23 protein-coding genes are annotated in these 25076 nt (G+C 71.9%); 6 read left to right on the plus strand and 17 right to left on the minus strand.

Features of this window, described 5'->3' with window-relative positions; genetic code table 11:
* Positions 1–4: 4 nt before the first annotated feature.
* The 4 genes from AB0M08_RS28290 to ftsY all read right to left on the minus strand — a co-directional run bounded on the left by AB0M08_RS28290 (position 5) and on the right by ftsY (position 4032).
* Positions 5–343 carry a P-II family nitrogen regulator gene (locus tag AB0M08_RS28290; RefSeq protein WP_364499393.1) on the minus strand — a complete coding sequence of 113 codons (339 nt, stop codon included), beginning with the start codon at positions 341–343 and terminating at the stop codon, positions 5–7.
* A 35-nt stretch (positions 344–378) separates the two neighbouring features.
* Positions 379–1803, minus strand: a complete 1425-nt coding sequence (locus AB0M08_RS28295) for an ammonium transporter (RefSeq protein WP_364499396.1) — start codon at positions 1801–1803, stop codon at positions 379–381.
* A gap of 170 nt (positions 1804–1973) precedes the next feature.
* Positions 1974–2771 (minus strand): aminoglycoside phosphotransferase family protein, encoded by a 798-nt coding sequence (locus tag AB0M08_RS28300; protein ID WP_364499399.1) that lies wholly within the window; start codon positions 2769–2771, stop codon positions 1974–1976.
* A 79-nt stretch (positions 2772–2850) separates the two neighbouring features.
* A complete protein-coding gene (ftsY, locus tag AB0M08_RS28305; RefSeq protein WP_364499402.1) occupies positions 2851–4032 on the minus strand; it encodes a signal recognition particle-docking protein FtsY in 1182 nt (393 codons plus the stop codon).
* Between the two features lie 143 nt (positions 4033–4175).
* Between ftsY and AB0M08_RS28310 the strand changes: the two genes are divergently transcribed.
* Positions 4176–5882 (plus strand): alkaline phosphatase D family protein, encoded by a 1707-nt coding sequence (locus tag AB0M08_RS28310; RefSeq protein WP_364499405.1) that lies wholly within the window; start codon positions 4176–4178, stop codon positions 5880–5882.
* Positions 5883–5887: 5 nt separating this feature from the next.
* Entirely contained in the window at positions 5888–6409 is a 522-nt protein-coding gene (locus AB0M08_RS28315) for a DinB family protein (protein ID WP_364499408.1), read from the plus strand.
* Between the two features lie 9 nt (positions 6410–6418).
* Here the strand turns inward: AB0M08_RS28315 and AB0M08_RS28320 are convergent, their stop codons facing one another.
* The 4 genes from AB0M08_RS28320 to AB0M08_RS28335 form a co-directional block, all read right to left on the minus strand.
* Positions 6419–7066: a hypothetical protein gene (locus AB0M08_RS28320; protein WP_364499411.1), complete on the minus strand. Its 648-nt coding sequence runs from the start codon at positions 7064–7066 to the stop codon at positions 6419–6421.
* A 91-nt stretch (positions 7067–7157) separates the two neighbouring features.
* On the minus strand, positions 7158–7772 hold the full coding sequence (locus AB0M08_RS28325; RefSeq protein ID WP_364499414.1) for an HAD-IA family hydrolase: 615 nt from the start codon (positions 7770–7772) through the stop codon (positions 7158–7160).
* An 8-nt stretch (positions 7773–7780) separates the two neighbouring features.
* Positions 7781–11359, minus strand: a complete 3579-nt coding sequence (smc, locus tag AB0M08_RS28330) for a chromosome segregation protein SMC (RefSeq protein WP_364499416.1) — start codon at positions 11357–11359, stop codon at positions 7781–7783.
* 336 nt (positions 11360–11695) lie between these two features.
* Positions 11696–11890 carry a hypothetical protein gene (locus AB0M08_RS28335; protein ID WP_014694254.1) on the minus strand — a complete coding sequence of 65 codons (195 nt, stop codon included), beginning with the start codon at positions 11888–11890 and terminating at the stop codon, positions 11696–11698.
* A gap of 653 nt (positions 11891–12543) precedes the next feature.
* Between AB0M08_RS28335 and AB0M08_RS28340 the strand changes: the two genes are divergently transcribed.
* Genes AB0M08_RS28340 through AB0M08_RS28350 form a run of 3 tightly spaced genes read left to right on the plus strand, consistent with a single transcriptional unit; the run spans position 12544 to position 17357 of the window.
* Positions 12544–14052 (plus strand): DUF3492 domain-containing protein, encoded by a 1509-nt coding sequence (locus tag AB0M08_RS28340; RefSeq protein WP_364499420.1) that lies wholly within the window; start codon positions 12544–12546, stop codon positions 14050–14052.
* Positions 14053–16791, plus strand: coding sequence for a hypothetical protein (locus tag AB0M08_RS28345; protein WP_364499423.1), 2739 nt, complete (start codon positions 14053–14055; stop codon positions 16789–16791).
* The gene (locus AB0M08_RS28350; RefSeq protein WP_364499425.1) at positions 16788–17357 is read left to right on the plus strand and encodes a spherulation-specific family 4 protein; all 570 of its coding nucleotides are present in this window, start codon (positions 16788–16790) and stop codon (positions 17355–17357) included. The genes AB0M08_RS28345 and AB0M08_RS28350 overlap by 4 nt, the downstream gene beginning before the upstream one ends.
* A 64-nt stretch (positions 17358–17421) precedes the next feature.
* Here AB0M08_RS28350 and mutM read toward each other — a convergent pair whose 3' ends face one another.
* From mutM to rsmD, 9 genes are all read right to left on the minus strand, one after another.
* Positions 17422–18273 (minus strand): bifunctional DNA-formamidopyrimidine glycosylase/DNA-(apurinic or apyrimidinic site) lyase, encoded by an 852-nt coding sequence (gene mutM / locus AB0M08_RS28355; protein WP_364499427.1) that lies wholly within the window; start codon positions 18271–18273, stop codon positions 17422–17424.
* Positions 18274–18283: 10 nt separating this feature from the next.
* Positions 18284–19465, minus strand: coding sequence for a mannosyltransferase family protein (locus tag AB0M08_RS28360; RefSeq protein WP_364499429.1), 1182 nt, complete (start codon positions 19463–19465; stop codon positions 18284–18286).
* The gene (rnc, locus tag AB0M08_RS28365) at positions 19443–20180 is read right to left on the minus strand and encodes a ribonuclease III (RefSeq protein ID WP_364499432.1); all 738 of its coding nucleotides are present in this window, start codon (positions 20178–20180) and stop codon (positions 19443–19445) included. Before rnc ends, AB0M08_RS28360 begins: the two co-directional genes overlap by 23 nt.
* Complete coding sequence (locus AB0M08_RS28370) at positions 20173–21048, minus strand: phosphate acyltransferase PlsX (protein ID WP_364499460.1); 876 nt, start codon at positions 21046–21048, stop codon at positions 20173–20175. Before AB0M08_RS28370 ends, rnc begins: the two co-directional genes overlap by 8 nt.
* A 99-nt stretch (positions 21049–21147) precedes the next feature.
* The gene (gene rpmF / locus AB0M08_RS28375) at positions 21148–21321 is read right to left on the minus strand and encodes a 50S ribosomal protein L32 (RefSeq protein ID WP_014694262.1); all 174 of its coding nucleotides are present in this window, start codon (positions 21319–21321) and stop codon (positions 21148–21150) included.
* Between the two features lie 5 nt (positions 21322–21326).
* Complete coding sequence (locus tag AB0M08_RS28380) at positions 21327–21890, minus strand: DUF177 domain-containing protein (protein WP_364499463.1); 564 nt, start codon at positions 21888–21890, stop codon at positions 21327–21329.
* A 72-nt stretch (positions 21891–21962) separates the two neighbouring features.
* A complete protein-coding gene (locus tag AB0M08_RS28385) occupies positions 21963–22460 on the minus strand; it encodes a hypothetical protein (RefSeq protein WP_364499434.1) in 498 nt (165 codons plus the stop codon).
* A 93-nt stretch (positions 22461–22553) separates the two neighbouring features.
* Complete coding sequence (coaD, locus tag AB0M08_RS28390; RefSeq protein WP_364499437.1) at positions 22554–23033, minus strand: pantetheine-phosphate adenylyltransferase; 480 nt, start codon at positions 23031–23033, stop codon at positions 22554–22556.
* Complete coding sequence (gene rsmD, locus AB0M08_RS28395) at positions 23030–23602, minus strand: 16S rRNA (guanine(966)-N(2))-methyltransferase RsmD (RefSeq protein WP_364499440.1); 573 nt, start codon at positions 23600–23602, stop codon at positions 23030–23032. The genes coaD and rsmD overlap by 4 nt, the downstream gene beginning before the upstream one ends.
* A 319-nt stretch (positions 23603–23921) precedes the next feature.
* Here rsmD and AB0M08_RS28400 point away from each other — a divergent pair, with 319 nt between their 5' ends.
* Positions 23922–24944 carry a hypothetical protein gene (locus AB0M08_RS28400; RefSeq protein ID WP_364499443.1) on the plus strand — a complete coding sequence of 341 codons (1023 nt, stop codon included), beginning with the start codon at positions 23922–23924 and terminating at the stop codon, positions 24942–24944.
* The last annotated feature ends 132 nt before the right edge of the window (positions 24945–25076 follow it).

The raw sequence follows: 25076 nt of genomic DNA on the forward strand, positions 1-25076 counted from the left end.
GTGCTTAGAGGGCGTCGAGGCCGCGCTCGCCGGTACGGACCCGGACGACGTCGTCCACCGACGTCACCCAGACCTTCCCGTCGCCGATCTTGCCGGTCTTGGCGGCGGTGACCACCGCGTCGACGATCTTCTCGACGTCGATCTCGTCGGTGACGACCTCAACCTTGATCTTCGGCAGGAACTCGACGGTGTACTCGGCACCCCGGTAGACCTCGGTGTGCCCCTTCTGCCGGCCATAGCCCTGTACCTCGCTCACGGTGAGCCCGGCGACGCCCAGGGCGTGCAGAGCCTCCTTCACCGCGTCGAGCTGGTACGGCTTGATGACCGCGGTCACCAGCTTCATGCTCAGTCCTTCCATTCCAGCAGCCATGGGAGAGATTAACCGGCGACCTTCTGGCTGGTGTCAGCCTTACCGTCGGCGTCGACGGCCTTGCCCGCGCCGATGCCCGCCATGGCGAAGGCGCCACCGCCACCGGAACCGGCGGCCGGAGTGAACTCGTAGGCGGTCTCACCGTGGTCGGAGATGTCGATGCCACCGATCTCGGCCTCCTCGCTGACGCGGAGGAGCTTGACGGCCTTCAGGATGAAGGCGATGACCGCCGCGATCAGCATCGAGTAGATCGTGACCGCGAAGCTGCCGATGAACTGGCGGCCGAGCTGGGTCGCGCCGCCGCCGTAGAACAGGCCCTCGTTCGCGCCGAGCACGTCGGTGATCGCCGAGTTGACCGAGGTGGTGGCGAAGAAGCCGATGAAGAGCGAGCCGATCCAGCCACCGACGAAGTGGACGCCGACCACGTCGAGCGAGTCGTCGTAGCCCAGCTTGTACTTGAGGCCGACCGCCAGGGCACAGACCGCACCGGCGATGAGGCCGAGCAGCACGGCCGGCATCGGGGCGATGAAGCCACAGGCCGGGGTGATGGCGACCAGACCGGCGACCGCACCGGAGGAGGCGCCGACCAGCGTGGGCTTGCCGTCCCGGATCCACTCGACGGCGCACCAGGCGACGAGCGCGGCGGCGGTGGCGAGCTGGGTGTTGACGAAGGCGACCGCGGTGGTGCCGTCGACGGTGAGCTCGGAACCGGCGTTGAAGCCGAACCAGCCGAACCAGAGCAGACCGGCGCCGAGGGCGACGAACGGCACGTTGTGCGGCCGCATGTTCTCCTTCGGCCAGCCCTTGCGCTTGCCGAGGACCAGCGCGACACCGAGCGCCGCGGCGCCGGCGTTGATGTGGACCGCGGTGCCACCGGCGAAGTCGAGCGCCTTGACGCCGGCGCCGATCCAGCCACCGCCCCAGACCCAGTGCGCGACCGGGACGTAGACGAGGGTGAACCAGGCGACCGAGAAGATGACCCAGCCGCCGAACTTGAGGCGGTCGGAGAGCGCACCACTGATCAGCGCGACGGTGATGATGGCGAACATCATCTGGAACGCCATGAAGACGTAGACCGGGATACCGGTCTCGCCCCACATGTCGGGCAGCCAGCTCGTACCGGTCCCGGCGTACTGCGTGAAGCTGCCGAGGAACTTGTTCAGGCCCTCGCTGTCGTTCGCACCGAACGACAGGCTGAAGCCGTAGAGCGCCCACAGCACCGAGATGATCCCGATGCAGGAGAAGCTCATCATCATCATGTTCAGAGCGCCCTTGGACCGGTTGAGGCCACCGTAGAACAGCGCCAGACCCGGTGTCATGAGCAAAACGAGCGCAGACGACAGGAGCAACCAGGCGGTATTGCCGGTATCGATCTCCACGCTGCCTCCTCTCGGATTAAGGTGTCCTCTCACACGCGACCGAGGGGGCTTCATCGCCTGTCGGCCGGTTCGGCGCGAAGCCTTCCGGCTGGCTGTTTCGAGTACGGTCTACGCGCGATTTCCGGCGCGTCACCGTTTGTTTCCGACGTGTGAAGAAACCCTCACAGAGAGTTCGATCATGACTGGTGGCCTGGGCCGATGCACCCGGTTCGGGGAAGCCCGGCTCAGCGCAGGGCGTATTCCAGGGTGTGCCGTTCATAATCGAGGAGGCGCAGGTCGCGCATCGGGCGGCGCAGGTGGCCCTTGTGCACGATCCGGACGAACGCCGGGTCGCCCGCGGCGGCCATCCGCCGGATGCCCTCGACGTGGTCCACGATCCGCTTGCGGATGGTCCGCACCAGCCGGTGCCGGTCCCGGGGGATCAGCCCGTACGCGTCCGCGAACAGGCGCAACCGCCGCGGCCGGTTCGGCCGCTTCCACCCCAGGGTGTACGAGTCCCGGTCGCTGAAGAGCGGCACCCAGGTCCACGCCGCGTACGCCACGTCGTAGATCCGCGAGCCGGGCGAGGCAAGGTCGAAGTCGATCAGCGCGAGGGTGCCGTCCGGCCGCCAGACCACGTTGTGCGGCGCCGCGTCGTGGTGGCAGATCACCTCGGTGTCCGGTGGCGGCGGGCCGAACGAGCGCCACACCGCGCCGGGCGGGGGCACGAAGCCGTACTGCGCGTCGTGGAACATCCGCAACATGGTCGCCACGGTCACCAGCGCCTCCTCGGTGACCCAGTGCGGGGCGAGGGGGTACTCCCCGCACTCGCCGTCCAGGAAGGTGAGGACCTCGCGGCCCTTCTCGTCCATCCCGAGCGCGCTCGGCGACCCGGTGAACCCGACCCGTTCCAGGTGGTTGAGGAGAGCGTGCACCGCGGGCGTCCACGGTCCGGCGTTACGCCGGACCGTGTCGCCGATCCGGGACACCGTGCTGACGTTGCCACCGTGCAGCGGTATCTCGCGCACCGGCTCCTGCGTCACTCACGGCCTCCCGATAATCAACACAGACGCTCTGCTCACCCGCAGCGGAAAACAGAATGTCAACCCGTTGTTGGTGAGACTACGCGTCCGCGCCAAGGAGGGCCTCGACGAAGGCCTTCGGCTCGAACGGGGCCAGGTCGTCCGGCCCTTCGCCCAGACCGACCAGCTTCACCGGGATGCCCAGCTTGCGCTGCACCGCGATGACGATGCCGCCCTTGGCGGTGCCGTCCAGCTTGGTGAGCACCACGCCCGTGACGTCCACCACCTCGGTGAAGACGCGCGCCTGCTCCAGCCCGTTCTGCCCGGTGGTGGCGTCCAGCACGAGCAGGGTCTCGTCGACCGGGCCGTGCTTCTCCACCACCCGCTTGACCTTGCCCAGCTCGTCCATCAGGCCGATCTTGTTCTGCAGCCGGCCCGCGGTGTCCACGACGACGGTGTCCACGCCCGCCTCGATACCCCGTTTCACCGCGTCGAACGCCACGCTCGCCGGATCCCCGCCCTCCGGGCCGCGGACCGTCTCGGCGCCGACCCGCTCGCCCCAGGTGGCCAGCTGCTCGGCGGCGGCCGCGCGGAAGGTGTCGGCGGCGCCGAAGAGCACGCTGCGCCCGTCGGCGATCAGCACCCGGCCGATCTTGCCGCAGGTGGTGGTCTTGCCCGCGCCGTTCACGCCGACCACCATCAGCACCGCGGGACGGCCGTCGTGCGGGGTGGTGTTCAGGCTGCGGTCCAGGTCCGGCTCGAGCGCCGCGACCAGCTCCTCGGCGAGCTGCTCGCGCACCTCGGTCACGGTCCGGGTGCCGAGCACACGGACCCGCTCGCGCAGCCGCTCGACCAGCGCCTGGGTGGCCTCGACGCCGACGTCCGCGGTGATCAGGCTGTCCTCGATCTCCTCCCAGTCGTCGTCCTCCAGGTGGTCCCGGGAGAGGACGCTGAGCAGGCCCCGGCCCAGCGAGGACTGCGAGCGGGCCAGCCGGGCCCGGAGGCGGACCAGGCGTCCCGCGGTCGGCTCCGGCCTCTCGACCGCCGGCGCCGGCTCCTCCTCGACGACCGGCTCGACGACCGCCGGCGGCTCTTCGGCGGTCACCGGCTCCTCGGCGGTCACCGGTTCCCCGGCGGCCGGCGGCGCCACCGGCTTCTCGATCAGCGGCGGGACTTCCTCGACCGGAGGAAGCTCCCGGCGGCGCATCTTCGGCACCACCAGCCCGACCGCGCCCACGATCAGGACGACGAGCAGGATCACTGCGGCGACCACGTATTCCATGCCGAAATCCTGACAGACGATCCGTCCGGCCGTGGCGAGGGCCACGCACTGGCGAATCCGGACGCGGGTAGTAAGGATGAGCCAGCCCCCTCCTCGTTCCCCGGAAGGCTCTTCCCCATGCCACGCATCCCCGGTGCCGCACGGTGACCGCCCAGCTCCTCATCGGCCCGCTCCTGCGCCGGGTCACCGGTGACCGCGCCACCCTCTGGGTGGAGACCAGCGAACCCACCACCGTGCGGGTCGAGGCCGAGGGCGGGGCCGTCGGCTCGTCGTCCACCTTCTCCGCGTACGGCCACCACTACGCGATCGTGGTCGTCGCCGGACTGGCACCGGACACGTCCCACGCGTACCGGCTCCACCTCGGTGACGAGCAGGCCTGGCCCGCCGCCGGATCGCCCTACCCGCCGCCGGTGATCGTGACCCGCGCCGCCGAGGACGCCGCCCAGCCGGTCAGCATGGTCTTCGGCTCCTGCCGGCAGGCCACCCCGGACGCGACCGGCAAGAGCCTGCCCCCGGACGCGCTGGACGCGTACGCCCGGCGGCTGATGTCCGCCCCGGAGCAGCGCCCCGACCTGCTGGTGCTGCTCGGCGACCAGGTCTACGCCGACGAGACCTCGGCCAAGGTGCGCCGTTTCCTGCGCCGCCGCCGGTCGGACGGGCACGACGGGCCGCAGCACGAGGTGGTCGGCTTCGAGGAGTACACCAAGCTCTACCTGGAGTCCTGGCGGGACCCGGAGATCCGCTGGCTCTTCTCCACGGTGCCGAGCGTGATGATCTTCGACGACCACGAGCTGGTCGACGACTGGAACACCTCGGCCTCGTGGCGCGCCGACATGGCCGCCCAGCCCTGGTGGCGGGAGCGGATCTCCGGCGGGCTGGGGTCGTACTGGATCTATCAGCATCTCGGCAACCTCAGCCCGGACGAGCTGGCGGCCGACCCGCTGTACCAGAAGGTGAGCACCGCCGGGGACGCCACCGAGCTGATGCGCGAGTTCGGGCGCCGGGTGGACGAGCCGGACTCGGCGGAGAACACCGATCAGCCGTACCGGTGGAGCTTCGCGCTCGACCTGGGCCGGACCCGCCTGGTGGTGCTGGACAACCGCTGCAACCGGGTGCTGACCCCGGGGCGGCGCGCGATGCTGCCCGCCGCCGAGTGGGACTGGTTCCTCAACCAGGCGCACGGCGACTACGACCACCTGGTGATCGGCTCCTCGCTGCCGTGGCTGATGCCGCCCGCCATCCACCACCTGGAGGCGTGGAACGAGGCGGCCGCCGAGTCCCGGAACCCGCGGACGGCCGCGTTCGGCGAGAAGGTGCGCCGGGCGTTCGACCTGGAGCACTGGGCGGCGTTCGGGAAGTCGTTCACGGCGCTCGGCGAGCTGTTCCGGCGGCTCGGCGAGGGCGGTCCCGGCTCCCCCGGGCACCGGGTCGGCGCCGGGGGTGCGTACGCCGCCCCCACGTCGATCAGTGTGCTCTCCGGGGACGTGCACCACTCGTACGTCGCCCGCGCCGACTTCGGCCACGCGATGGCCACCCCGGTGATGCAGCTGACCTGCTCGCCGATCCACAACGAGGTGCCCCGGCCGATGCGCCCGCTGATGCGGATCGCCTGGCTGCCCCCGGTGATCCGGACGGTCCGTGGCCTGGCGAAGGCGTTCGGCGTGCCGAAACCGGCGATCCGGTGGAAGCGGCTGGCCGGCCCGTACTTCGGCAACGCGGTCGGCACCCTCCGCCTGGACGGCGACGAGGCGACCGCCCGGATCGAGGGCACCCGGGCCGACGGCCACCTGCACGACGTGGCCGCGGTCGGGTATTCGGTGGCGGGGGTCACCGCACCGGCACGAGAATGACGGCGATGACTACCTGGACCGCGCCCGAGGCGCACCGCGTGACCGAACCCTTCGTCGGCGACGAGCGCGCCATGCTGCAGGGCTGGCTCGACTGGCACCGCCAGACCCTGCTGACCAAGTGCGCCGGACTCACCGCCGAGCAGCTGAGGACGGCGAGCGCCGAGCCCTCCAACCTCACGCTGCTCGGCCTGGTCCGGCACATGACCGAGGTGGAGCGCTCCTGGTTCCGGAAACGGGCCGCGGGCGACGCCGAGCTGCCCGACGCCTACTGCTCCCCGGAGAACCGGGACGGCGACTTCGACGACGTGGCCGGGGCTGACGCCGCCGCCGACTTCGCCGCCTTCCCTGCCGAGATCCGGCTCTGCGACGCCGCGGTGGCCGGGCTGCCGCTGGAGCACGAGTTCACCGGCCGGACCGGCCGGATCAGCCTGCGCTGGGTCTACCTCCACATGATCGAGGAGTACGCCCGGCACAACGGCCACGCCGACCTGCTCCGCGAGCGGATCGACGGCGTCACCGGCGACTGACCCCCTCGATCAGTCGCCGAGGTGCGGGATCGTGGACTCGCCCTGGTCGCGCACGGTGAAGCCGGTCAGGTCGAGACCCTCGCCGCTCTCCTCGGCGATCACCTCGCCGTCGTCGGTTACCCGGACGAGGAGGCCGTTCACCTCGATCAGCCGGCCCGTCCCGTCGTCCGCGACCGGAAAGGTGAAGATCTGATCCTTTACGGACGTGTCGCAGGCGGCCGTCTTCAGCTGCAGCGACCGGGTGCCGCCCGGCGAGTGGACCTGGAGGCACCAGGCCTCGCCCCCGGTGATGATCTTCGCGGTCTTGAGCAGGTACTCGTCACCGCCGACCGTGGTGGGCGACGGCACGAAGAGCGCCCGGTCGTTCTGGTGGTCGGTCAGCTCCACCAGGCCGCTCGACGCGACGGTCAGCATCTTCCGGCCGCCGGACCGCACGGTCGCGAAGAGCAGCTGGCGGTCGGCCTTGACCGGCGCGCCTGTACCGACCGGCGCGATCCCGGCCGCCGTCGCCGTAGCCGTGGTGGCCGGGGCCGCCGCGCCGGCCGGGGCCGCCGAGGGGACCGCCGCCGACGGGCCGGGCTTCAGGCCACCGTCGGTACCCGAGGCGGTGCAGGCCGAGGCGCTCAGAACGAGAGCGATCGCACCGATCCTGGCCATAACTGACATCGACGTTCCCCTTCGCGTGGTGTGGTGTCACCATGCTCGCGGAGTTCGCCGATGAAACCCGGTCATCGCGATCGATGCGGCATCAATCCGGGAGATCGAGAACCTTGCGCAGGTACGGGAGGTGCTCCGGCCCTGCCCAGCGGTACCCGGAGAGCCCGGCCGAGCGCGCGCCCCGGACCACCCGGTCGTCGTCGTCCACGAAGAGCACGTGCTTGGGCAGCTCGCCGACGGCCTGGCAGGCCTGCTGGAAGTACTCCGGCGCCGGCTTGTGCACCTTCATCTCCCAGGAGCTGAGCACCAGGTCGACCTCGTCGAGCAGCCCCAGCGCCGCCAGATCCGGGCGGAGCCGGTCGGTCGCGTTGGTGGCGAGCGCGACCTTCCGGCCGCCGGCGCGCACCTCGCGGACGAAGTCCAGCACCACCGGGTCGACCTCGCCCCGGTAGGACTGCCACTCGGCCACCGCGGCGTCCGCCTCGGCCTTCTCCAGCGGCAGCCGGTCGGCGACCAGGCCCATCCACTCGGCGTCGCTGATCTCGCCGGCCATCGCGGGCTGGTAGACGTCCCAGCTCATCGACGTCTCCAGCAGCGCGGCGGGCTTGAGCGCGTACTTCACCTCGACGGCGATCATCGGGGCCGGATCCCAGCGGCGCAGCACACCGTCCAGGTCGATCATCAGGGCCCGGGCGCGGTCGCGCATGTGTCGTCCTACTCCTCTTCGCGGTTCAATCGCTGGCTGATCACCTGCGTGACGCCGGCGCGCATGGTGACGCCGTAGAGCGCGTCCGCGACCTCCATCGTCCGCTTCTGGTGCGTGATGATGAGCAGCTGGCTCTTCTCCCGTAGCTGTTGGAAGAGGGTAATCAACCGGCCCAGGTTGACGTCGTCGAGGGCCGCCTCCACCTCGTCCATGATGTAGAAGGGCGAGGGGCGGGCCCGGAAGATGGCGCAGAGCATGGCCACCGCGGTCAGCGAGCGCTCACCGCCGGAGAGCAGCGAGAGCCGCTTGATCTTCTTGCCCGGCGGGCGCGCCTCGACCTCGACGCCGGTGGTCAGCATGTCCTCCGGGTCGGTCAGCACCAGCCGGCCCTCGCCGCCCGGGAAGAGCACCTGGAAGACGGTCTGGAACTCGCGGGCGGTGTCCTCGAACGCCGACGTGAAGACCTCCAGGATCCGCTCGTCGACGTCCTTGACCACGGTGAGCAGGTCCCGGCGGGTGGCCTTGAGGTCCTCCAGCTGGTCGGAGAGGAACTTGAAGCGCTCCTCCAGCGCGGCGAACTCCTCCAGGGCCAGCGGGTTGACCTTGCCGAGCAGCGCCAGGTCGCGCTCCGCCCGGCCGGCCCGCTTCTCCTGGGCCGGCCGGTGGAACGGAACCGGCTCGGGCACCGGCTTGCCGTCCTTCTCGGCCTGCGCGACGTCGGCCTGGGTCGGCGGCACCGGCTGGGCCGGGCCGTACTCGCCGATCAGCGTCTCCACGTCGAGCGAGAAGTCCTCGGCGGCCTTCGCCTCCAGCTGCTCGATGCGCATCCGCTGCTCGGCGCGGGCCATCTCGTCCCGGTGCACCTCGCTGGTGAGCCGCTCCAGCTCGGCGACGAGGCGCTTGGCGGTGGCGCGTACCTCCTGGAGCTCGGCCTCGCGGCTGGTCCGGGCCTGGGCGATCCGGTCCCGGGTCTCCGCCGCGTCGGCGAGCGAGACCGCGACCCGCCGCAGCGCGGTGCCCGCGCCGGCGGCGACCGCGCGGGCGACCTCGGCACCGCGGGCCCGGGCCGCCCGGCGTGCGGCGGCGCGCTCGCGGGCCTGGCGCTCGGCGTTCGCCTGGCGCAGCAGCGAGTCGGCGCGCCCGGCGATCGAGGAGACCCGCTCCTCGGCGGTACGCACCGCGAGCCGGACCTCCATCTCGTTCTGCCGGGACTGCGGCACCAGCGCGCCGAGCCGGTCGCGCTCCTCGGTGGAGGGCTCCTCGTCGATCGGGGTGTCCTCGGCCAGCCGGAGGCGCTCCTCCAGCTCGGCCAGGCGCATCAGGTCGGTCTCCCGGGCGGCCTCGGCCTTCTGCCGGGAGGCGCCGAGCCGCTCGCTCTCCGCCTTCGCCGACCGGGCGGCCGCGCCCAGCTCGGCGAGGCGCCGGGCGGCCGCGTTGCGCTCACCCTCGGCGGCCCGCTTCTCCTGGGCTGCCACGTTCACGACCTGCTTGAGCTCGGCAACCTCGGCCCGGGCCGCCCCCAGCTGCTCCTTGAGCTCGCCGATGGTCTGCTCGGCCGCGGTCCGGTTCGCCCGCGCCTCGTCGACCGCGGCCTGCACCTCGATGTAGCTGGTCGCCTTCGCCGAGCCGCCGGCCGCGGACCAGGTGCCCAGCACGTCGCCGTCCGGGGTCACCGCGCGCAGCTCGGCGCTGGTCGCGATCAGCGTGGCGGCCGCCGCCAGGTCCGGGACGAGCGCCACGTCGCGCAGCGCCCGGTCGACGGCGGGGCGGATCTGCTCCGGGCACTCGACCACGTCCGGCGCCCAGGTGGCGCCCGCGGGCAGGTCCGGCCGGAGCGCGTCCCGCGAGCCGTGCATGCCGGGTCCGGCGGCCCCCGCGACGATCAGGTCGGCGCGGCCGGCGTCCGCGATCTTGAGCGTACGGACCGCCTCGACCGCCTCGTCCAGGCTCGCCAGGGCGACCGCGTCGGCGAGCGTGCCGAGCGCCGCCGCGACCGCGACCTCGTGCCCGGAACGGACGGTCAGCATCGAGGCCAGGCTGCCCAGCAGGCCGGGGACCTGCTCGTGCTTGGCGAGCAGCGCGCCGGCGCCGTCCTTGCGCTTCAGGCCGAGGGCGAGCGCCTCCTCGCGGGCCTTCCAGCTGGCGGCGTCCTTCTCGGCGGCCCGCTCGGCGTCGGAGAGCTCGCGGACCACCGCGGCGGCCCGGTCGTGCGCGGCCACCGCCTCGTCGTGCCGCGCGTCCAGGTCGGCGTTGTCCCGGTCGGCCTCGGAGGACTCGGCGGCGACCAGGTCGACCTCGGCCTGTGCTGCCTCGGCCCGCATCAGCGCGTCGGTGTGCGCGGTGGCGAGCCGCTCGATCTCCTCGTCCGCGGAGGTGGTGCGGGCCCGGGCCGCGTTCACGTTGCCGGTGAGCTTGGCCAGGCCCTCCCGCCGATCGGCGATCGCCTTGGCGGCGGCGCGCAGCTCGCTCTCGGCCGCGGCCAGCTGGCGCTCCAGGTCCTGGCGGTACTCGACCGCCTCGGCCAGGCGCATCTGGTCCTCGGTGAGGGCCTCGCGCAGCTCCTCCTCCTGCTCCCGGACGCTCTCGGCCTCGGCCTCCAGCATCTCCGGGTCGCGGCCGGGCCGCTCGTCGTCCGGGGTGGCGGCCAGGTGGCGCATCCGCTCGCTGGCCAGCTGCTCGGTGGAGCGGAACCGCTCCTGGAGGGTGGAGAGCTTGTACCAGGCGTCCTGGGCGGCCTGCAGCAGCGGCGCGTCCTCGGCGTGCTCCGCCTCCAGGTCGGCGAGCATCCGCTGGACCTCGCGGTTCTCCTCCTCGACCTGCCCGCGCCGCTCGCGCATCGCGGACTCGTCGGCGATCTCCCGGTCCAGGGTGGTGCGCAGCGTGTAGAGGTCGTCGGCGAGCAGCCGGAGCCGGGCGTCGCGCAGGTCGGCCTGGATGCCGGCCGCGCGCCGGGCCACCTCGGCCTGCTTGCCGAGCGGCTTGAGCTGCCGCCGCAGCTCCGCGGTGAGGTCGGTCAGCCGGTTCAGGTTGACCTGCATGGCGTCCAGCTTGCGGATCGCCTTCTCTTTGCGCTTGCGGTGCTTGAGTACGCCGGCCGCCTCCTCGATGAAGGAGCGGCGGTCCTCGGGCTTGGCGTGCAGCATCGCGTCGAGCCGGCCCTGGCCCACGATGATGTGCATCTCCCGGCCGATGCCGGAGTCGCTGAGCAGCTCCTGGATGTCGAGCAGCCGGCACGCGTTGCCGTTGATCTCGTACTCGCTGGCGCCGTCCCGGAACATCCGGCGGGTGATCGAGACCTCGGTGTAGTCGATCGGCAGCGCGCCGTCGTTGTTGTCGATGGTCAGCGTCACCTCGGCGCGGCCCAGCGGCGCCCGGCCGGCCGTACCGGCGAAGATGACATCCTCCATCTTGCCGCCGCGCAGCGCCTTGGCGCCCTGCTCGCCCAGCACCCAGGCGATCGCGTCGACGACGTTGGACTTGCCGGAACCGTTCGGCCCCACCACACAGGTGATGCCCGGCTCCAGCCGCAACGTGGTGGCGGAGGCGAAGGACTTGAAGCCCTTGACCGTCAGGCTCTTGAGGTGCACGGGTCTCCGGGGGTCGGCGATAGGCTGCTGGGAGGCAGGCTACCCGCACCGAGCAGGTGCGGCATGGTAACGCGCCCACCGGCTCCTACCAGCCAGAACGGGAAGCGGGCAAAAAAACTGCGCGCCGCCACAGTCGTGGAGGCGCGCTTTTTCTTCGCCGCGTGTCTTCTTTGCCGCTTGCTTGCCGCTTGCTTGCCGCTTGCTTGCCGCTTGCTTGCCGCTTGCTTGCCGCTTGCTTGCCGCATGTGTCGCTGTGTGGTGCTGGCGGTACGTGTGGTGCGAGGGGATGAGCGCCGGGGGAATCCCCCGCGGAACCGTCCGGCGATCGGGCGGAGCTCAGGTCAGGGCCGGCTCCGTCAGACGCAGAATGTCGTCCGCCTCGGCAGCCGCCGCCGCAAGACGATCATTCTCCGCCCGGAGACGGGTGATCTCGAACTCCAAAGACTGCACCCTGGACCGCAGCCGGGTGACCTCGTCGAGCAGGCGCCGATCGGGCGCCGCACCTACGTGGCCGTAGAGGGCCTTCGCCATCGTGACTCCTTGTGACGCGATGCGTCTCGTGTGTTTGTTTATCTGCCGGTGTTCAGCGTGGCCGGAGAACGGCACGGCTGTGCGCCCAGAACGCGCGAAGTGCAGCACCGAGCACTCACGGACACGCGTGAGCACAGAAATCCGCCTTGGTGACGGGTTTCTCGGTGCTAATGCTCAAACCACCAACGGAACCGGGGCATGAGTGGGCGCGACTGGCGACAACTCCATAGTCCGCCGATACCCCATCTCCGTCAAGCTGAGGGCGGCGCCACGCGCGCCGGATGACAGTGAATCACGCCACCAGGGGCACTTCAGCTGCCCTTATGCTTCTTTCCCATGCTTTGTCGATCTTCATGAGACACTGCGCCGGCCGTCATGAGTCATTTTGTTGATCTTCGCGAACCGCTGTCGCCGCGCCGGTCGACCACTGTCGATCACGAGACCGTGACGCACCGGGACCATGATCGATCGCCCGGCCGTACGGCACTCGATCCCCGCCGGGCCCACGGGCGCGAAAACCCGGCTCCACACACCCCCTCCTTTCGGGCAAATTCGGGCAAACATGGGCGACAAATTAGTACATAAGGTGCCGATTTCTGTCGCCTAGCTGACACCTCCCGGAGGCTCGGGGCGGTTCCGTCGTTGCCCCCAGCGTGAATCCGACCCCGACGAGCGAGCACATCTGTCTGCTGACCGGCGGCGGGTACCCGTATCGGCGGGACGCCCTCGGAGGTTGGTGCCGGACGCTCGTCGAGGGGCTGCGCCGGTTCCGCTTCGAGCTGCTCACGGTCACTGACCGTGAGCTGCCGTCCGCACCGGCGTACCCGCTGCCGCTCCATGTCGCCTCGTCCCGCGCCGTCGCCCTCGGGCACGACCCGGCCCGCCCCGACCGTCGCCGTGCCCGGCAGCCCGAGGGCGCCGCCGACGCCGCCGCCCTGCTCTGCCACGGCCTGCTCGACGACGAGCCGACCCCCCGGTTCGCCGGGGGACTCCGCTCGATCGCCCAGATGGCCGTACTCCGCCCCAGCCCGCTCACCCGGATACCTCTCTCCGACGCGCTGGCGACCGCCTGGAAGCAGCGCCGCGCCGGCACGAAGCCGGGCGAGCCGCAGCTGCCCCGGCTCAGCGTGCGCGACGCACGGACCGCGGCGGCCCTGCTGCGGTACGCGATGCGGGCGCTGGCCGTACCCGTACCGGAGGCCGGCCTGATCCACTGCGTGGGTGGGACCACCCCGCTGCTCGCCGCGCTCGGCGGGCACTGGCGCGGCGGCACTCCCCTGCTGGTCACCGAGGCGCGGACGCCGATCACCCGGCACCACCCCACGGAGGAGCGGCTCTCCCCCGCGGTCCGCCTGGTGCTGCGCCGGTTCCGGGCCGCGGTGGCCCGGGCCGCGTACGCCGAGGCGGCGCTGATCGCACCGTTGAGCGAGTACCACCACGCCTGGGCGCTGCGGCACGGCGCGGACCCGTCCCGCATGATCGCGGTGCCGGCCGGGGTGGACCCGAAGGACTTCCCCGGCGCCGCCGAGAGCCGGGTGCCCACCGTGGTCTGGGCCGGCAGCGGCGGAGCGGACAGCGGCCTCACCCCGATGCTGGACGCGTTCACCGAGGTGGTGGCCGCCATGCCGGACGCCGTCCTGCACCTGGTCGGGGTGACCGCCCGGCACGAGGAGTACTGCGCCGACCAGATCGAGGCGACCGGCCTGGGCCGCGCGATCCGGCTGCACCCGCTCCCCGCCGACTCGCGCGAGCGCTTCACCGTCGGGCAGGTCGTCGCCCACGTACCCGGCCCCTCGGACCCGCCGTCGCGGGTGGTCGAGGCGATGATGTCCGGCCGCCCGGTGGTCAGCCAGGACGTCGGCTCGGCGGCCGAGGTTCTCGGCGACACCGGCGTGGTGGTCCCGCCCGGCGACCCGTCCGAGCTGGCCATCGCCGTGGTCGCGCTGCTCCGCTCGGCGGAGCGCCGCCGGTCCCTGGGCGAGGCCGCCCGCCGCCGCGCACTCGAGCACTTCACCGCCGATCGGGTGGTCCGCGTCTACGACGGCCTCTACACCGATCTGGCCGCGCCCCCCGCGGCGACCTCCTTCGAACTGGCGCTCGCCGTCCCGGCGCCCCGGACCTCACCGCCGGCGACCGTCCGCTGGCTGACTTCGGAGAACTGAATGACGATCACTCCTCCCCGCGGTTCCGGCGGCTCGGCCCGGTCCGCACGCTCCCGGCGCCGCCGCTCCGCCCCGTCCGACGAGCCCCGGCACGCGGCTCCCCAGTCGCCCGCAGACCCCGGCCACCCCACAGACCCCGGCCATCCCACAGACCCCGGCTACCCCGCAGACCCCGGCCACTCCACAGACTCCGGCTACCCCACAGACCCCGGCTACCCCACCGTCTCCGGGTACTCGCCGGCGGAGGCGACCGGGCGGCACGCGGATCCGGACGACCGGGCCGGGCTCGGGGAACGCCTGCACGCGGCGCTGACTGATCCTGATCATGAGCTGGCCGGGGGGAGCTCCGAGACGATCGTCGTCAACCGGGCCGCGCTGACCGGGGCCACCGAGACGATCATCTTCACCCGGCCGAACCGCATCATGCCCGAGCCGGCGCCGTCCGGATCCGAGACGCTGGTCTTCACCCGGCCGGTGGTGCCCACGCCGATCGGCGGGATCCTGATGCCGACCCGGCCACCGGTGGACGAGCCGGTGCCCGCGTCCGGGGAGCCCGTGCTCTTCACCCGGCCGGCGGTCGAGGATCGGGTGGAGCCGCCGACCGCGCCGCCGTCCTGGGCGGAGTACCTGGCCACGGCGGCGGAGGAGTCGGCGGGGGCGGACTCCCGGGATGCCTGGGCCGGGCAGGGGAACGTGGAGACGCAACTCTTCGACCGGCCGCCGGTGGAGACGCCGCTGCGGGAACCGACCGGGCGGCACGCGATCGTCGAGCCGGAGTACCAGGAGCCTGAGTACCGGGAGCCGGAGTACCAGGAGTACGCCGAGGAGCCGGCGCTCTGGGCCGCCGAGGGCTGGCACGGCACGGAGCGGCGGGACTGGGCGGAGCTCGATCGACAGGACGACTACCGGCCGGAGCCACCCCAGCAGGACTCCTACCCACAAGAGCCCTACCCACAGGAGCCCTACCGGCAGGAGCCCTACCCACACGAGTCCTACCCGGCGGAGCGATACCGGCAGGAGGCCTATCCGGCGGAGCCGTACGCGCCGGGAGAGCCGGAGGATATTCCGGCGGGCGGGTGGTACGACGACGACGGGGGCGACGAGCCGTCACGGGGGCTGGACGAACGGTCCCGGGTGCTGCGCGTCGCCGGGCTTGCGGGGCGCGGGCCGAACCGCGGTGGCGGCTACCCGCCGGAGAGGGACGCCGCCTTTTCCGGCGCCGGGGAGCGCGTCACGGCGTACCGCAAAAGAAACGTGGCGCAGGTGAGTCGCGGAGCCGTCAGACGACGTGGGCGCATGCCGCAGGCTGCGGCTGCCGGGCGGATCGCGGAGCGTGAGCGGATCGGGCGCGCCGCGGAGGAGATGTGGGTCCGTGGTGGGCGCGGCGCGCCCGCGACGGAGCCGGTGATCGAGGAGATCCCGGTCGCCGTCCCGACCGAAGTTGATCAGGAGCCGGCCGCGGTCGCCCCACTCATCGAAACGGACGAAGGCGAAAAATCACGAGAAGTCGGTATCGGGCTGGTCTTCGGGGAGGACACCGGGGACTTCCAGCTACCGTCGCTCGAGGAGGACGAGGAGGAGGTGGCCGAGCGCGGCAAGCGCCGGGCCTTCTGGCGGGGCGTCGTCGCGCGCTGCTCCCTCTACCTCGGACCGCTCAGCGTGGCCGTCGCCGGGGCGGGCGCGCTGGAACGGGTGGCCTGGCCGGTGACCGCGGTGGCGCTGCTGCTCGGATGGGCGGCCGCACAGGGCCTGACCAGCGCCGGGGTGACCGTGGCCCGGCGTTCCGGACCGGCCGCCGCGGTACGCCTGGTCGGCACCGGCTTCGCGATCGTGACCGTGCTCTGGGCCGCCCTGGTCTGGATGACGCCGGCCGCGCTGCTCGGGCCCGATCGGATGCTCGCGGCGGCGGTCGGCGCGGGCGGGCTGGCCACCCTGGCGACCGTGACGGCGGCGCTGGTCAGCGGCTCCGAGACGGCGGTGATCCGCTGGTACCTCCCCTGCTGGCTGCTGGCGGCGGTGGGCGTGGCGGCGCACTCCGGGGTGGCCTGGGCCGCGCTCGTGCCGGTCGGGACCCTGCTGCCGGCGGCGATCGTCGTGGTGCTGATCCGGGCCTTCCAGTCCGCGGTGCTGCCGGGACGGCCGCGCCGGATGCCGCGGCTGACCCCGGCCGAACGCCGGCGGACCCTCGCCTACCTGGTCATCGGAGCCTCGCAGGCGATCTGCGTGGCGCTGCTCTGGCACGCCGGACCGGCCGTGACGCCGTCGCCCGCGGTGCTGCCGCTGCTGCTCACGGTGCCGCTGCTGGAGGCGCTGATCGGCTGGCACACCAACCGGATCGACGCCGGGCTGGACGCCGCGGAGAACACCGGTGAGCTGGAGCGGCACGTCCGCAACGTCACCACGATCACGCTGGCCGGGCTGCTCCCGCCGCTCGTCGCGGGCGGGGCGCTCACGCTCGCCGCGTACCGGACCCCGCCCGGGCCCGGCGCGCACGGCACCGTCCTGGCGCTGGCCGCCGGAACCCTGCTCGGCGGTGTCTTCGCCGTCACCTTCCTGCTGGCCGCGCGGTCCCGGGCCGGGATCGCGGCGGCCCTCTCGGCGGCGCCGCCCCTGGCCACCCTGGCGCTGCCGCTGATCCCGCAACCGGCCGCCGGTCCCCTGCCGGTCGCCGTCGCCGTCCTCGCCGCGACCCACGTCGCCGGTCTGCTCATCGTCGCGCTTCTTCGGAGGAACCCGTGAAGACCCTGTTCCCGCCGTACGCCCACCCCGCCCCCGGGCTGGAGCTGGACGCCGACACCTGGATCATCCGGGAGCAGCCCGGCGACCGCGGCAGCCTCCACCAGGCCCTGGGCCGGATCGACCTGGACTGGGGCAGCCGCTCGCTCGCCGACGTCCTCGCCGACGTGGACGCGTGGCGCGCCGACGGCGTCGAGGGGCTGTTCCTGGACCGTGCCCCGGCCGGCGCCGGCGGGGTCGGCTCGGTCGCGCTGACCGTCCGCCTCGCCGCCCGGCGCGGGCTGCACCGGATCGTGCTGAACCCGGGCGTGCCGACGCACCCGCTCTACCGGGATCTCGGCGCCCGGATCTGCACCTTCGAGGGGCCGTGGGAGGCGTACCAGAGCTGGGACGGCGACGGCGTCCGCCCCGGGGACGGGCACCTCGTCTACGGGGTGCCGGCGCCGCTGCTCACCGCCGCGCGCCGGCTGATGGGGCGGCGCGGGGCGGGATTCGGGCTGGCGACCGACGCGAGCCCGGACCTGACCCCGGCGTACGCCCCGGGCGGCGGCGCACACAGCGCCGACTGACCACCCACTGTGCACGGCCCCGCGCCCGGCCGACCCCGAACAGGCCGGCGGGGCGGAGACGGTCTCAGGGGGCCGGGCGGGGGCGGGGCTGGCAGCGCGGGCACGAGTACGACGAGCGGTTCATGAACTGCTCGCGGCGGATCGGGGCACCGCACCGGGGGCACGGCTCGCCCTCGCGGCCGTACGCGTTCAGCGACCGGTCGAAGTACCCCGACTCGCCGTTGACGTTGACGTAGAGCTCGTCGAAGCTCGTCCCGCCCGCCGTGATCGCCTCGCCGAGGACCTCCCGGACGTGCCCCAGCAGCCGGGTGACCGCCGGTTTCGTCAGCTGGTCCGTCTGCCGGGCGCCGTGCAGCCTCGCCCGCCACAGCGCCTCGTCCGCGTAGATGTTGCCGACCCCGGAGATCAGCGACTGGTCGAGCAGCGCGCGCTTGATCTCGGTGCGCCGGCCGCGCAGCCGGGCCGAGAACGCCTCGTCGTCGAAGAGCGGGTCCATCGGGTCGCGGGCGATGTGCGCGATCTCGCCGGGCAGTTCGGCGCCGCCCTCGGAGACCGCGAGCCCGCCGAACGTGCGCTGGTCGACGAAGCGCAGCTGCGGCCCCTGGTCGGTGAAGGCGAACCGGACACGCAGGTGCTTCTCGTCGGCGGCCGCGGCGGGCTGCATCAGGAGCTGACCGCTCATCCCGAGGTGCGCGATGATCGCGTCACCGGAGTCGAGCGGCAGCCAGAGGTACTTGCCGCGACGGGAGATGTCCAGCACCGTACGGCCGGCCAGCACCGCGGCGAAGTGCGCGTCGCCGGGGAGGTGGCGGCGGATCGCGCGGGGGTGGTGCACCTCGACCGACGCGATCGTCCGGCCGGTGACCCACTTGGCGAGACCCATGCGGACGGTCTCGACCTCGGGAAGCTCAGGCAAGGGGGGTCCTCTACAGCGTGTAGGGCCAGATGGTGATCATGTACGCGCCGTACCAGAGGCCGAACACGGCCCACGCGCTGATCGCCAGGATCGCGACGCGGGGGCGGGCGCGGGCGGCCGCGTGGACCGACGGCAACAGCGTCAACAGTACGGGCAGCAGCAGCCGCGGCTTGGAGTGGTAGAAGCCGGCCTGCCCGTAGACGAGGATCATCGCGACCACGCCGTAGACCGCGAGCGGCAGCCACGGCTTCTGGGTCAGCGCGACCCCGGCGGCGGCGAGCGCGGCCAGCAGGATCAGCCCGACGCTCACCTGGATCCAGCCGTCCGCGCTGCTGAACGTCTCCTTGAGGAAGCTCGCCGTGCTGCGCCCGTAGTCGAACGAGGTGCCCCAGCCCGCGGACTGGATCCGGAACCACGCGGTCGGGTCGCCGACCCGCAGGGCCACCCAGCCGAGGAAGAGCGGCACCCCGGAGAGGGCCAGCACCGCTGCGGCGATCGGCTTGATCTTGTTGCGCTCCTCGCGGAGGGCCATCAGCGCGGCGACCGCGAGGGCCAGCGCGGCGGCGGCGCCGGTCGGCCTGCTCAGCGCGGTGAACAGGCCGAGCACGCCGGCGGTCCACCAGGCCTTCCGGTGCGCGGCGACGAACATCCCGGCGACCAGAGCCAGGAAGATGCTCTCCGAGTACGCCATCGAGAGCACCACCGAGACCGGCGCGGAGCAGCAGATCGCCACCAGCGCCCAGCCGGCCCGCCGGTCGTGCAGCGTCGTGCCGAGCAGGTGCAGCGCGACCGCGGCGCCGATCGAGGCGAGCCAGGAGACGATCAGCGCGGCGGTCGAGGGCGCCACCCCGAGAGCGGCGACGGCCCGGATCAGCATCGGGTAGACCGGGAAGAAGGCCAGCTCGTTCCCCTGCAGCTGACCGTTCTCGTACGTGTACCCGTGCGGATACCCGTTGACCGCCACCCGCAGGAACCAGCCGCCGTCCCAGACCAGCAGCCGGTCGAAGACGCTGGTGCTGTCGCTCTGGGTGGAGGGGCCGCCGAGCCACCAGATCATGAAGAGCTGGACGACCCGGGTGATCGCCAGGATCCCGACCGCGGCGCCCACACCGCGGCCACCGCCCGCCTTCTGCCAGAGGGTCTCCTCCGCCACCGGCGCTACCGGTGTCTCACTCGGGCTTGTGATCGTCATCGGCCTCGTTCCGCTCGGTCAGGGTGCGCCAGGCGGCAGCGGCGGCCCGCTGCTCGGCCTGCTTCTTGCTGCGCCCCTCCGAGCCGCCGTACCGCTCGCCGGCGACCACCACCCAAGCGGTGAACGTCTTCGCGTGGTCGGGCCCGGAGTCCTCGATAACGTAGTCGGGTACGCCGAGACCGAGTGCGGCGGTCAGCTCCTGGAGGCTGGTCTTCCAGTCCAGCGCGGCGCCGCGCCCGGCCGACTCGGCCATCAGCGGGTCGAAGAGCCGGTGGATCACCTCGCCGGCGATCTCCAGGCCGTGCTCCAGGTAGATCGCGCCGAGCAGCGCCTCCAGGGTGTCGGCGAGGATGCTCGCCTTGTCCCGGCCGCCGGTGGTCTCCTCGCCCTTGCCGAGCAGCAGGTGCGGGCCGAGCCCGAGCGGCCCGAGGGTGCGGGCCACGTCGGCGAGCGCGTGCATGTTGACCACGCTGGCGCGCAGCTTGGCGAGCTGCCCCTCGGGCAGGTCGGGGTGGTTGTGGTACAGCGCGGACGTGATCACCACCCCGAGCACCGAGTCGCCGAGGAACTCCAGGCGTTCGTTGGTGGGAAGACCGCCGTTCTCGTACGCGTACGACCGGTGGGTCAGCGCACGTTCCAGGATCTCCGGGCCGAACGGGACACCGAACGCCTCCTCCAGGGGAGCGGTGGAGGGACGGCGGCGCTTGTCACTCATGCGATACCTCGTTGTGCGTCAGCATGTCGTTAACGTGGATGACCGGCATGGCGGCGATGGCCGGGACGGCGCCGCGGCGGTGCAGGTCGGCGGCGAGGCCGATGCCCCCGGCGAGGTCGGTGCCGGTGGCCGCGCCGTGGCAGACCACGACGGTGCCCCGCACACCGAGCAGGACGGCGGCGCGGGTGCTCTCCTGGTCCGGGGTACCGAGCCAGGCGTAACTCGCCTCCAGGGCCTTGAGCAGGACGTTCCCGGTGAATCCGTCGGTGACCACGACGTCGGCGGCCTCACCCAGCACGACGTCGCCGCCCTCGATCAGGCCGGCGTAGCGGGGGAGTCGTTCCAGCAGCGCCGGGGCCTCGCGGCGCAGGCGGTCGCCCTTGCCGCGCTCGGTACCGATGGTGAGCAGGCCGACCCGGGGTTCGGCGACGTCGTGGACGACGGTGGCGTACGCGGAACCGAGCCGGGCGTGGATCGCCAGGGTCTCCGGGTCCGGGTCGACGGTGGAGCCGACGTCCAGCAGGATCACGCTGCCGGCGACGGTGGGCAGCACGGCGGCGAGGGCGGGACGGCGGATGCCGGGCCAGCGGCCGAGGCTGCGTGCCGCGGAGACGACGGTGGCGCCGGTCTCGCCCGCGGAGACCGCGGCGTCGGCGTGCCCGTCGGCGACGGCCTGGGCGGCGGTGCTGCCGGGAATGGAGGTGATGCGGTGGCGCTCGGCCGGGTGCAGGGCGGCGAGCACCGCGCCGGCGGCTTCAGCCGGGCCGACGAGAGTCAGGTGCAGGGACGGATCGGCGTGGCAGGCGCGCAGAGCGCCGTCAACCACGACGGCGGGAGCGTGGTCCCCGCCGAGGAGGTCGACGGCGATCCGCGCGGTGCCCGACTCCCCGAGGGGAGCCGTGGCACCGCTGGAACGCCATTGCGCAGGTACGATCCGCCCGAAGATCGGGCGCGTCACGCGGCGACGTCAGACCTCGAGGACCTGACGGCCGTTGTAGGTGCCGCAGACCGAGCAGGCGGTGTGCGGCAGCTTCGGCGACTTGCACTGGGGGCAGGCCACGGTCGAGACCGCGGTCGCCTTCCAGTTCGCCCGGCGCGAGCGGGTGTTGCTGCGCGACATCTTGCGCTTGGGGACGGCCACGGTGGTTACTCCTCGGGTTTCGTGAGATTGCGCAAAGCGGCCCAACGGGGATCGGCGGCCTCGTGGCTGTGATCAGCCGGAAGATCGTCGAAGTGCACCCCGCAGTCGGGGCACAGCCCTGGGCAGTCCGGCCGGCAGAGCGGGGTCGTCGGCAGGGTCAGCACCACCGCGTCCCGCAGAGCCGGCTCCAGGTCGAACAGGTCGCCCTGCATCCGGCCCACCTCGTCCTCGTCGGTGGTCTCCTCGGTGGTGCTGTCCGCGTACGCGAACATCTCACCGAGACTCACCTCGAACGACTTGTCGATCTCGTTGAGGCACCGGCCGCACTCGCCCTTGAGCGAGCCGCGCACGGTGCCGCTGACGTACACCCCTTCGGAAACCGACGTCAGGCTCAGATCGAGCGTGACATCGGACCCCTCGGGGACCGAGATCATCTCATTGCCGAGGTCCTCCGGCGCCGGCACCACCCGATTCAGGGCACGCGTCGCACCAGGCTGCCGGGGAAGCTTCGTCGTGTCGACGACCAGCGGCTGCCTGGGGTCCAGGTGACTCTGCGGTGACTTGGGCATCATGATCCTCAGCCGTGGGTAGGCCAGCCAAAAACATTACCTGAGCTTGTTCGACGTCGTCGAATCGGGCTCTCAGAACGGGAGCGGACGCTCCGCGTCCTCGCCCTGGAACGTGCCGATCTCGCGCAAGGCGTGCATCTTGTCACGGCCCCGCTCGATCGACGCCAGCGCCCTGGTCAGGAACTGCTCGAAGTTGGCGAGCGCGGTGTCGACGTAGTCGTCGACCTCCTCGCGCAGCCGCTGTGCCTCGCTCCGGGCGTCCGCGATGATCCGGGAGCCCTCGTGCTCGGCGGAGACGGTGATCTCGTTGAGCGAGACGAGACGGGAGTGTTCCGCCTCACCCTCGCTGATGATCCGGTCGGCCTCGCGGCGACCGGCCTCGATGATCCGGTCGCGCTCGTCCAGCACCGCGGCCGCCTTGCGCAGCTCGGAGGGGAGCTCCGCGCGCAGCTCTTCCATCCGCTCGATCATCTCGCCCCGGTCGAACATGAAGTTCGTCCGGGACATCGGAACGGAACGCGCGTCCTGGACGAGTTCGATGATCTCGTCGATACGGTCGAGCGGATCCACCGGTTCCTCACTCCTGTCGCCTCGCGCCCACGCAGCGTGGTCCGATCACGTTACTGCGTCACCGCGACCACCGGCCCCGGCACGCCGGGGCACTCAGTTCTGCTTCAGCCTGTTCATCAGCCGGTCGAGTACCAGGTCCGGAAGGTAGGCCGAGGCGTCGCCGCCCCACTTGACCACATCCTTGACCAGGCTGGACGAGAGGAACGAATAGAGCGGGTTCGTCGGCATGAACAGCGTCTCCACTCCGGAGAGCCCGATGTTCATCTGCGCCATCTGCAACTCGTAGTCGAAGTCGCTCACCGCGCGCAATCCCTTGATCACGACGGCCGCGCCCTGGTCACGGCAGAAGTCGACCAGCAGGCCGTGGAACGCCATCACCCGGACGTTGGAGTACACGGCGGTCACCTCGCCGAGCATCTCCAGCCGCTCCTCGATGGTGAAGAGGCCCGACTTCGACTGGTTGATCAGGACTCCGACGATGACCTCGTCGAACAGCCGGCTGGCACGGCCGACGATGTCGAGATGCCCGTTCGTGACCGGGTCGAAGGAGCCGGGACACACCGCTCGTCTCATGATCGGCGACCGTACCAAATTGTGGTCTCGCCGTAACGCCGGGTGCGGTCCTCCTCCAGACCGTCCAACCAGCTCATCGGGTCCCGGCGCCCGGATCGGCTCGACCGCTCGACGGCCACCACCGCGCCCGGCGCCAGCCAGCCGTTCGCCAGCAGATCCTGTTGCACCGCGTGGAGCTCGTCGCCACTCATCGCATACGGCGGGTCGGCGAAGACCACGTCGTACGGCCCACCGTCCGGCGGGGTCGCGAGGACCTGCGCCACCTTCCCGGCGACGAGACGGGCGGCCGGGCCCACCTTCAGGGCCACGATGTTGTCCCGGATCACCCGGGCCGCCTTGGCGTCCGATTCGACCAGGAGTGCGTGGGATGCCCCTCGGGACAGCGCCTCCAGTCCAATGGCGCCGGAACCCGAATAGAGATCGACGAAGCGCGCTCCCGAAAAGTCGATCATCGTTTCCAGGGAACTGAACAGTGCTTCGCGGACTCGGTCCGATGTGGGCCTGGTGTTCGCACCGGCCGGCGCCGCGAGCCGCCGACCGCCGTGCACACCGGCGATAATCCTGGTCATCGAGTCCGACGCTACTTGACTCCTGTGCGCAAGCCACGAGCGCGTGAACATTTCCCTCGTCGTAGGCACTGCGCGCGACGGGACCGTCCCGTTACGTCGATGGAAGATCACGGAATGATATCAACAGCCTTAGGTAGCGCTGAGACGTTTCTTTGATCGGCGGGAATAGCTACTGTCAGGCGGCGTTGCGGGTTATCCCATGGAATCCCGCCGATGACGTGGGGAGCCGTCGTCGCCCACCTCGCTCAGTCCACCAGCGACAGTGCGCCGTCTCTCCACGCCCCCTTTTCCGGTGATCCCCCCGTACACAGGAGTAGGCGTGAACCTGTCTCTTTCCACGCTCCGGCGGACCGGCTCGGTCGTCGCCGGCACGGCCCTCGGCCTCGTCGGCGTGGTGTCCTCCGCCATGCCCGCCCTCGCATGTCACGTGGTCGTCCAGCCGCAGGGTGGTTCCCACGGTTCCACCTCCTGCGTCAACCCGGTGGACGGCTCGTGGGTCGTGAACTGGGAGATCAAGAGCAGCGAGAGCTACGGCGGCACGGTCACCAGGATCGACGCTCGCCCGTCGGAGTACACGCTGAGCGTGACCGGCCTCGCCGTCGGCGACGAGATCCCGGCGAACCAGAGCGCCACCGTCACGCAGACCCTGTCCGGCGCGGCGTCCTGGGCCGAGATCAACGTCTCCGGCACCTGGCAGCAGGGCGGGAACAAGCAGTTCGGCGGCAGCAAGGGCGACACCAAGGTCAGCAAGCCGACCAAGGAGTGCGACACCGGCACCCCGTCCGGGAGCCCGTCGCCGACCCCGTCGGAGACCGTGTCGGAGAGCCCCTCGGCCACGCCGAGCGAGTCGACCTCCGCGACCCCGAGCGAGTCGGTCTCCACCTCGGCCACGCCGAGCGAGAGCGTCTCCACCTCGCCGACGCCGTCGCAGACGACGACCACCCCCACCGACGAGACCCCGGTCACCGAGCCGACCTTCGTCTACGACACCACCTGCGACACCCTGACCGTCGGCGTCGAGGTGCCGTCGGACTGGGACGAGAGCGTCACGGTCACCTTCGCCCCGAGCACCGGTGACACGCAGACCGTCACCGCCGCCCCCGGCGAGACCAAGACCGTCGACTTCGACGCCTCCGAGGGCCTGACCGTCACCGCGACCCCCGAGGGTTACGAGGACGAGGCCGCGACCATCGCGTACGAGGCCCCGGACGGCTGCGACGACGAGCTCGCCCTGACCGGTGCGGCCGCCGGCTCCGTCGCCGGTGGCGCCGCGGTCCTGCTGATCGCCGGTGTCGGCCTCTTCTTCATGGCCCGCCGCCGCAAGCTCCGCTTCACCGCCTGATTTCAGCACTACCCGGGGCGGGGGGGGGGGGGGGGGGGGCCGCGGGGGGGGGGGGGGGGGGGGGCGAAGACCCAAGCGGCCAACAAAGAAAAAAAACGGGGAGAAGAAGACCCCCCGCCACGAGGGGGGGCC

The organism is Actinoplanes sp. NPDC051851 (assembly GCF_040681165.1).
Taxonomy (GTDB): domain Bacteria; phylum Actinomycetota; class Actinomycetes; order Mycobacteriales; family Micromonosporaceae; genus Actinoplanes.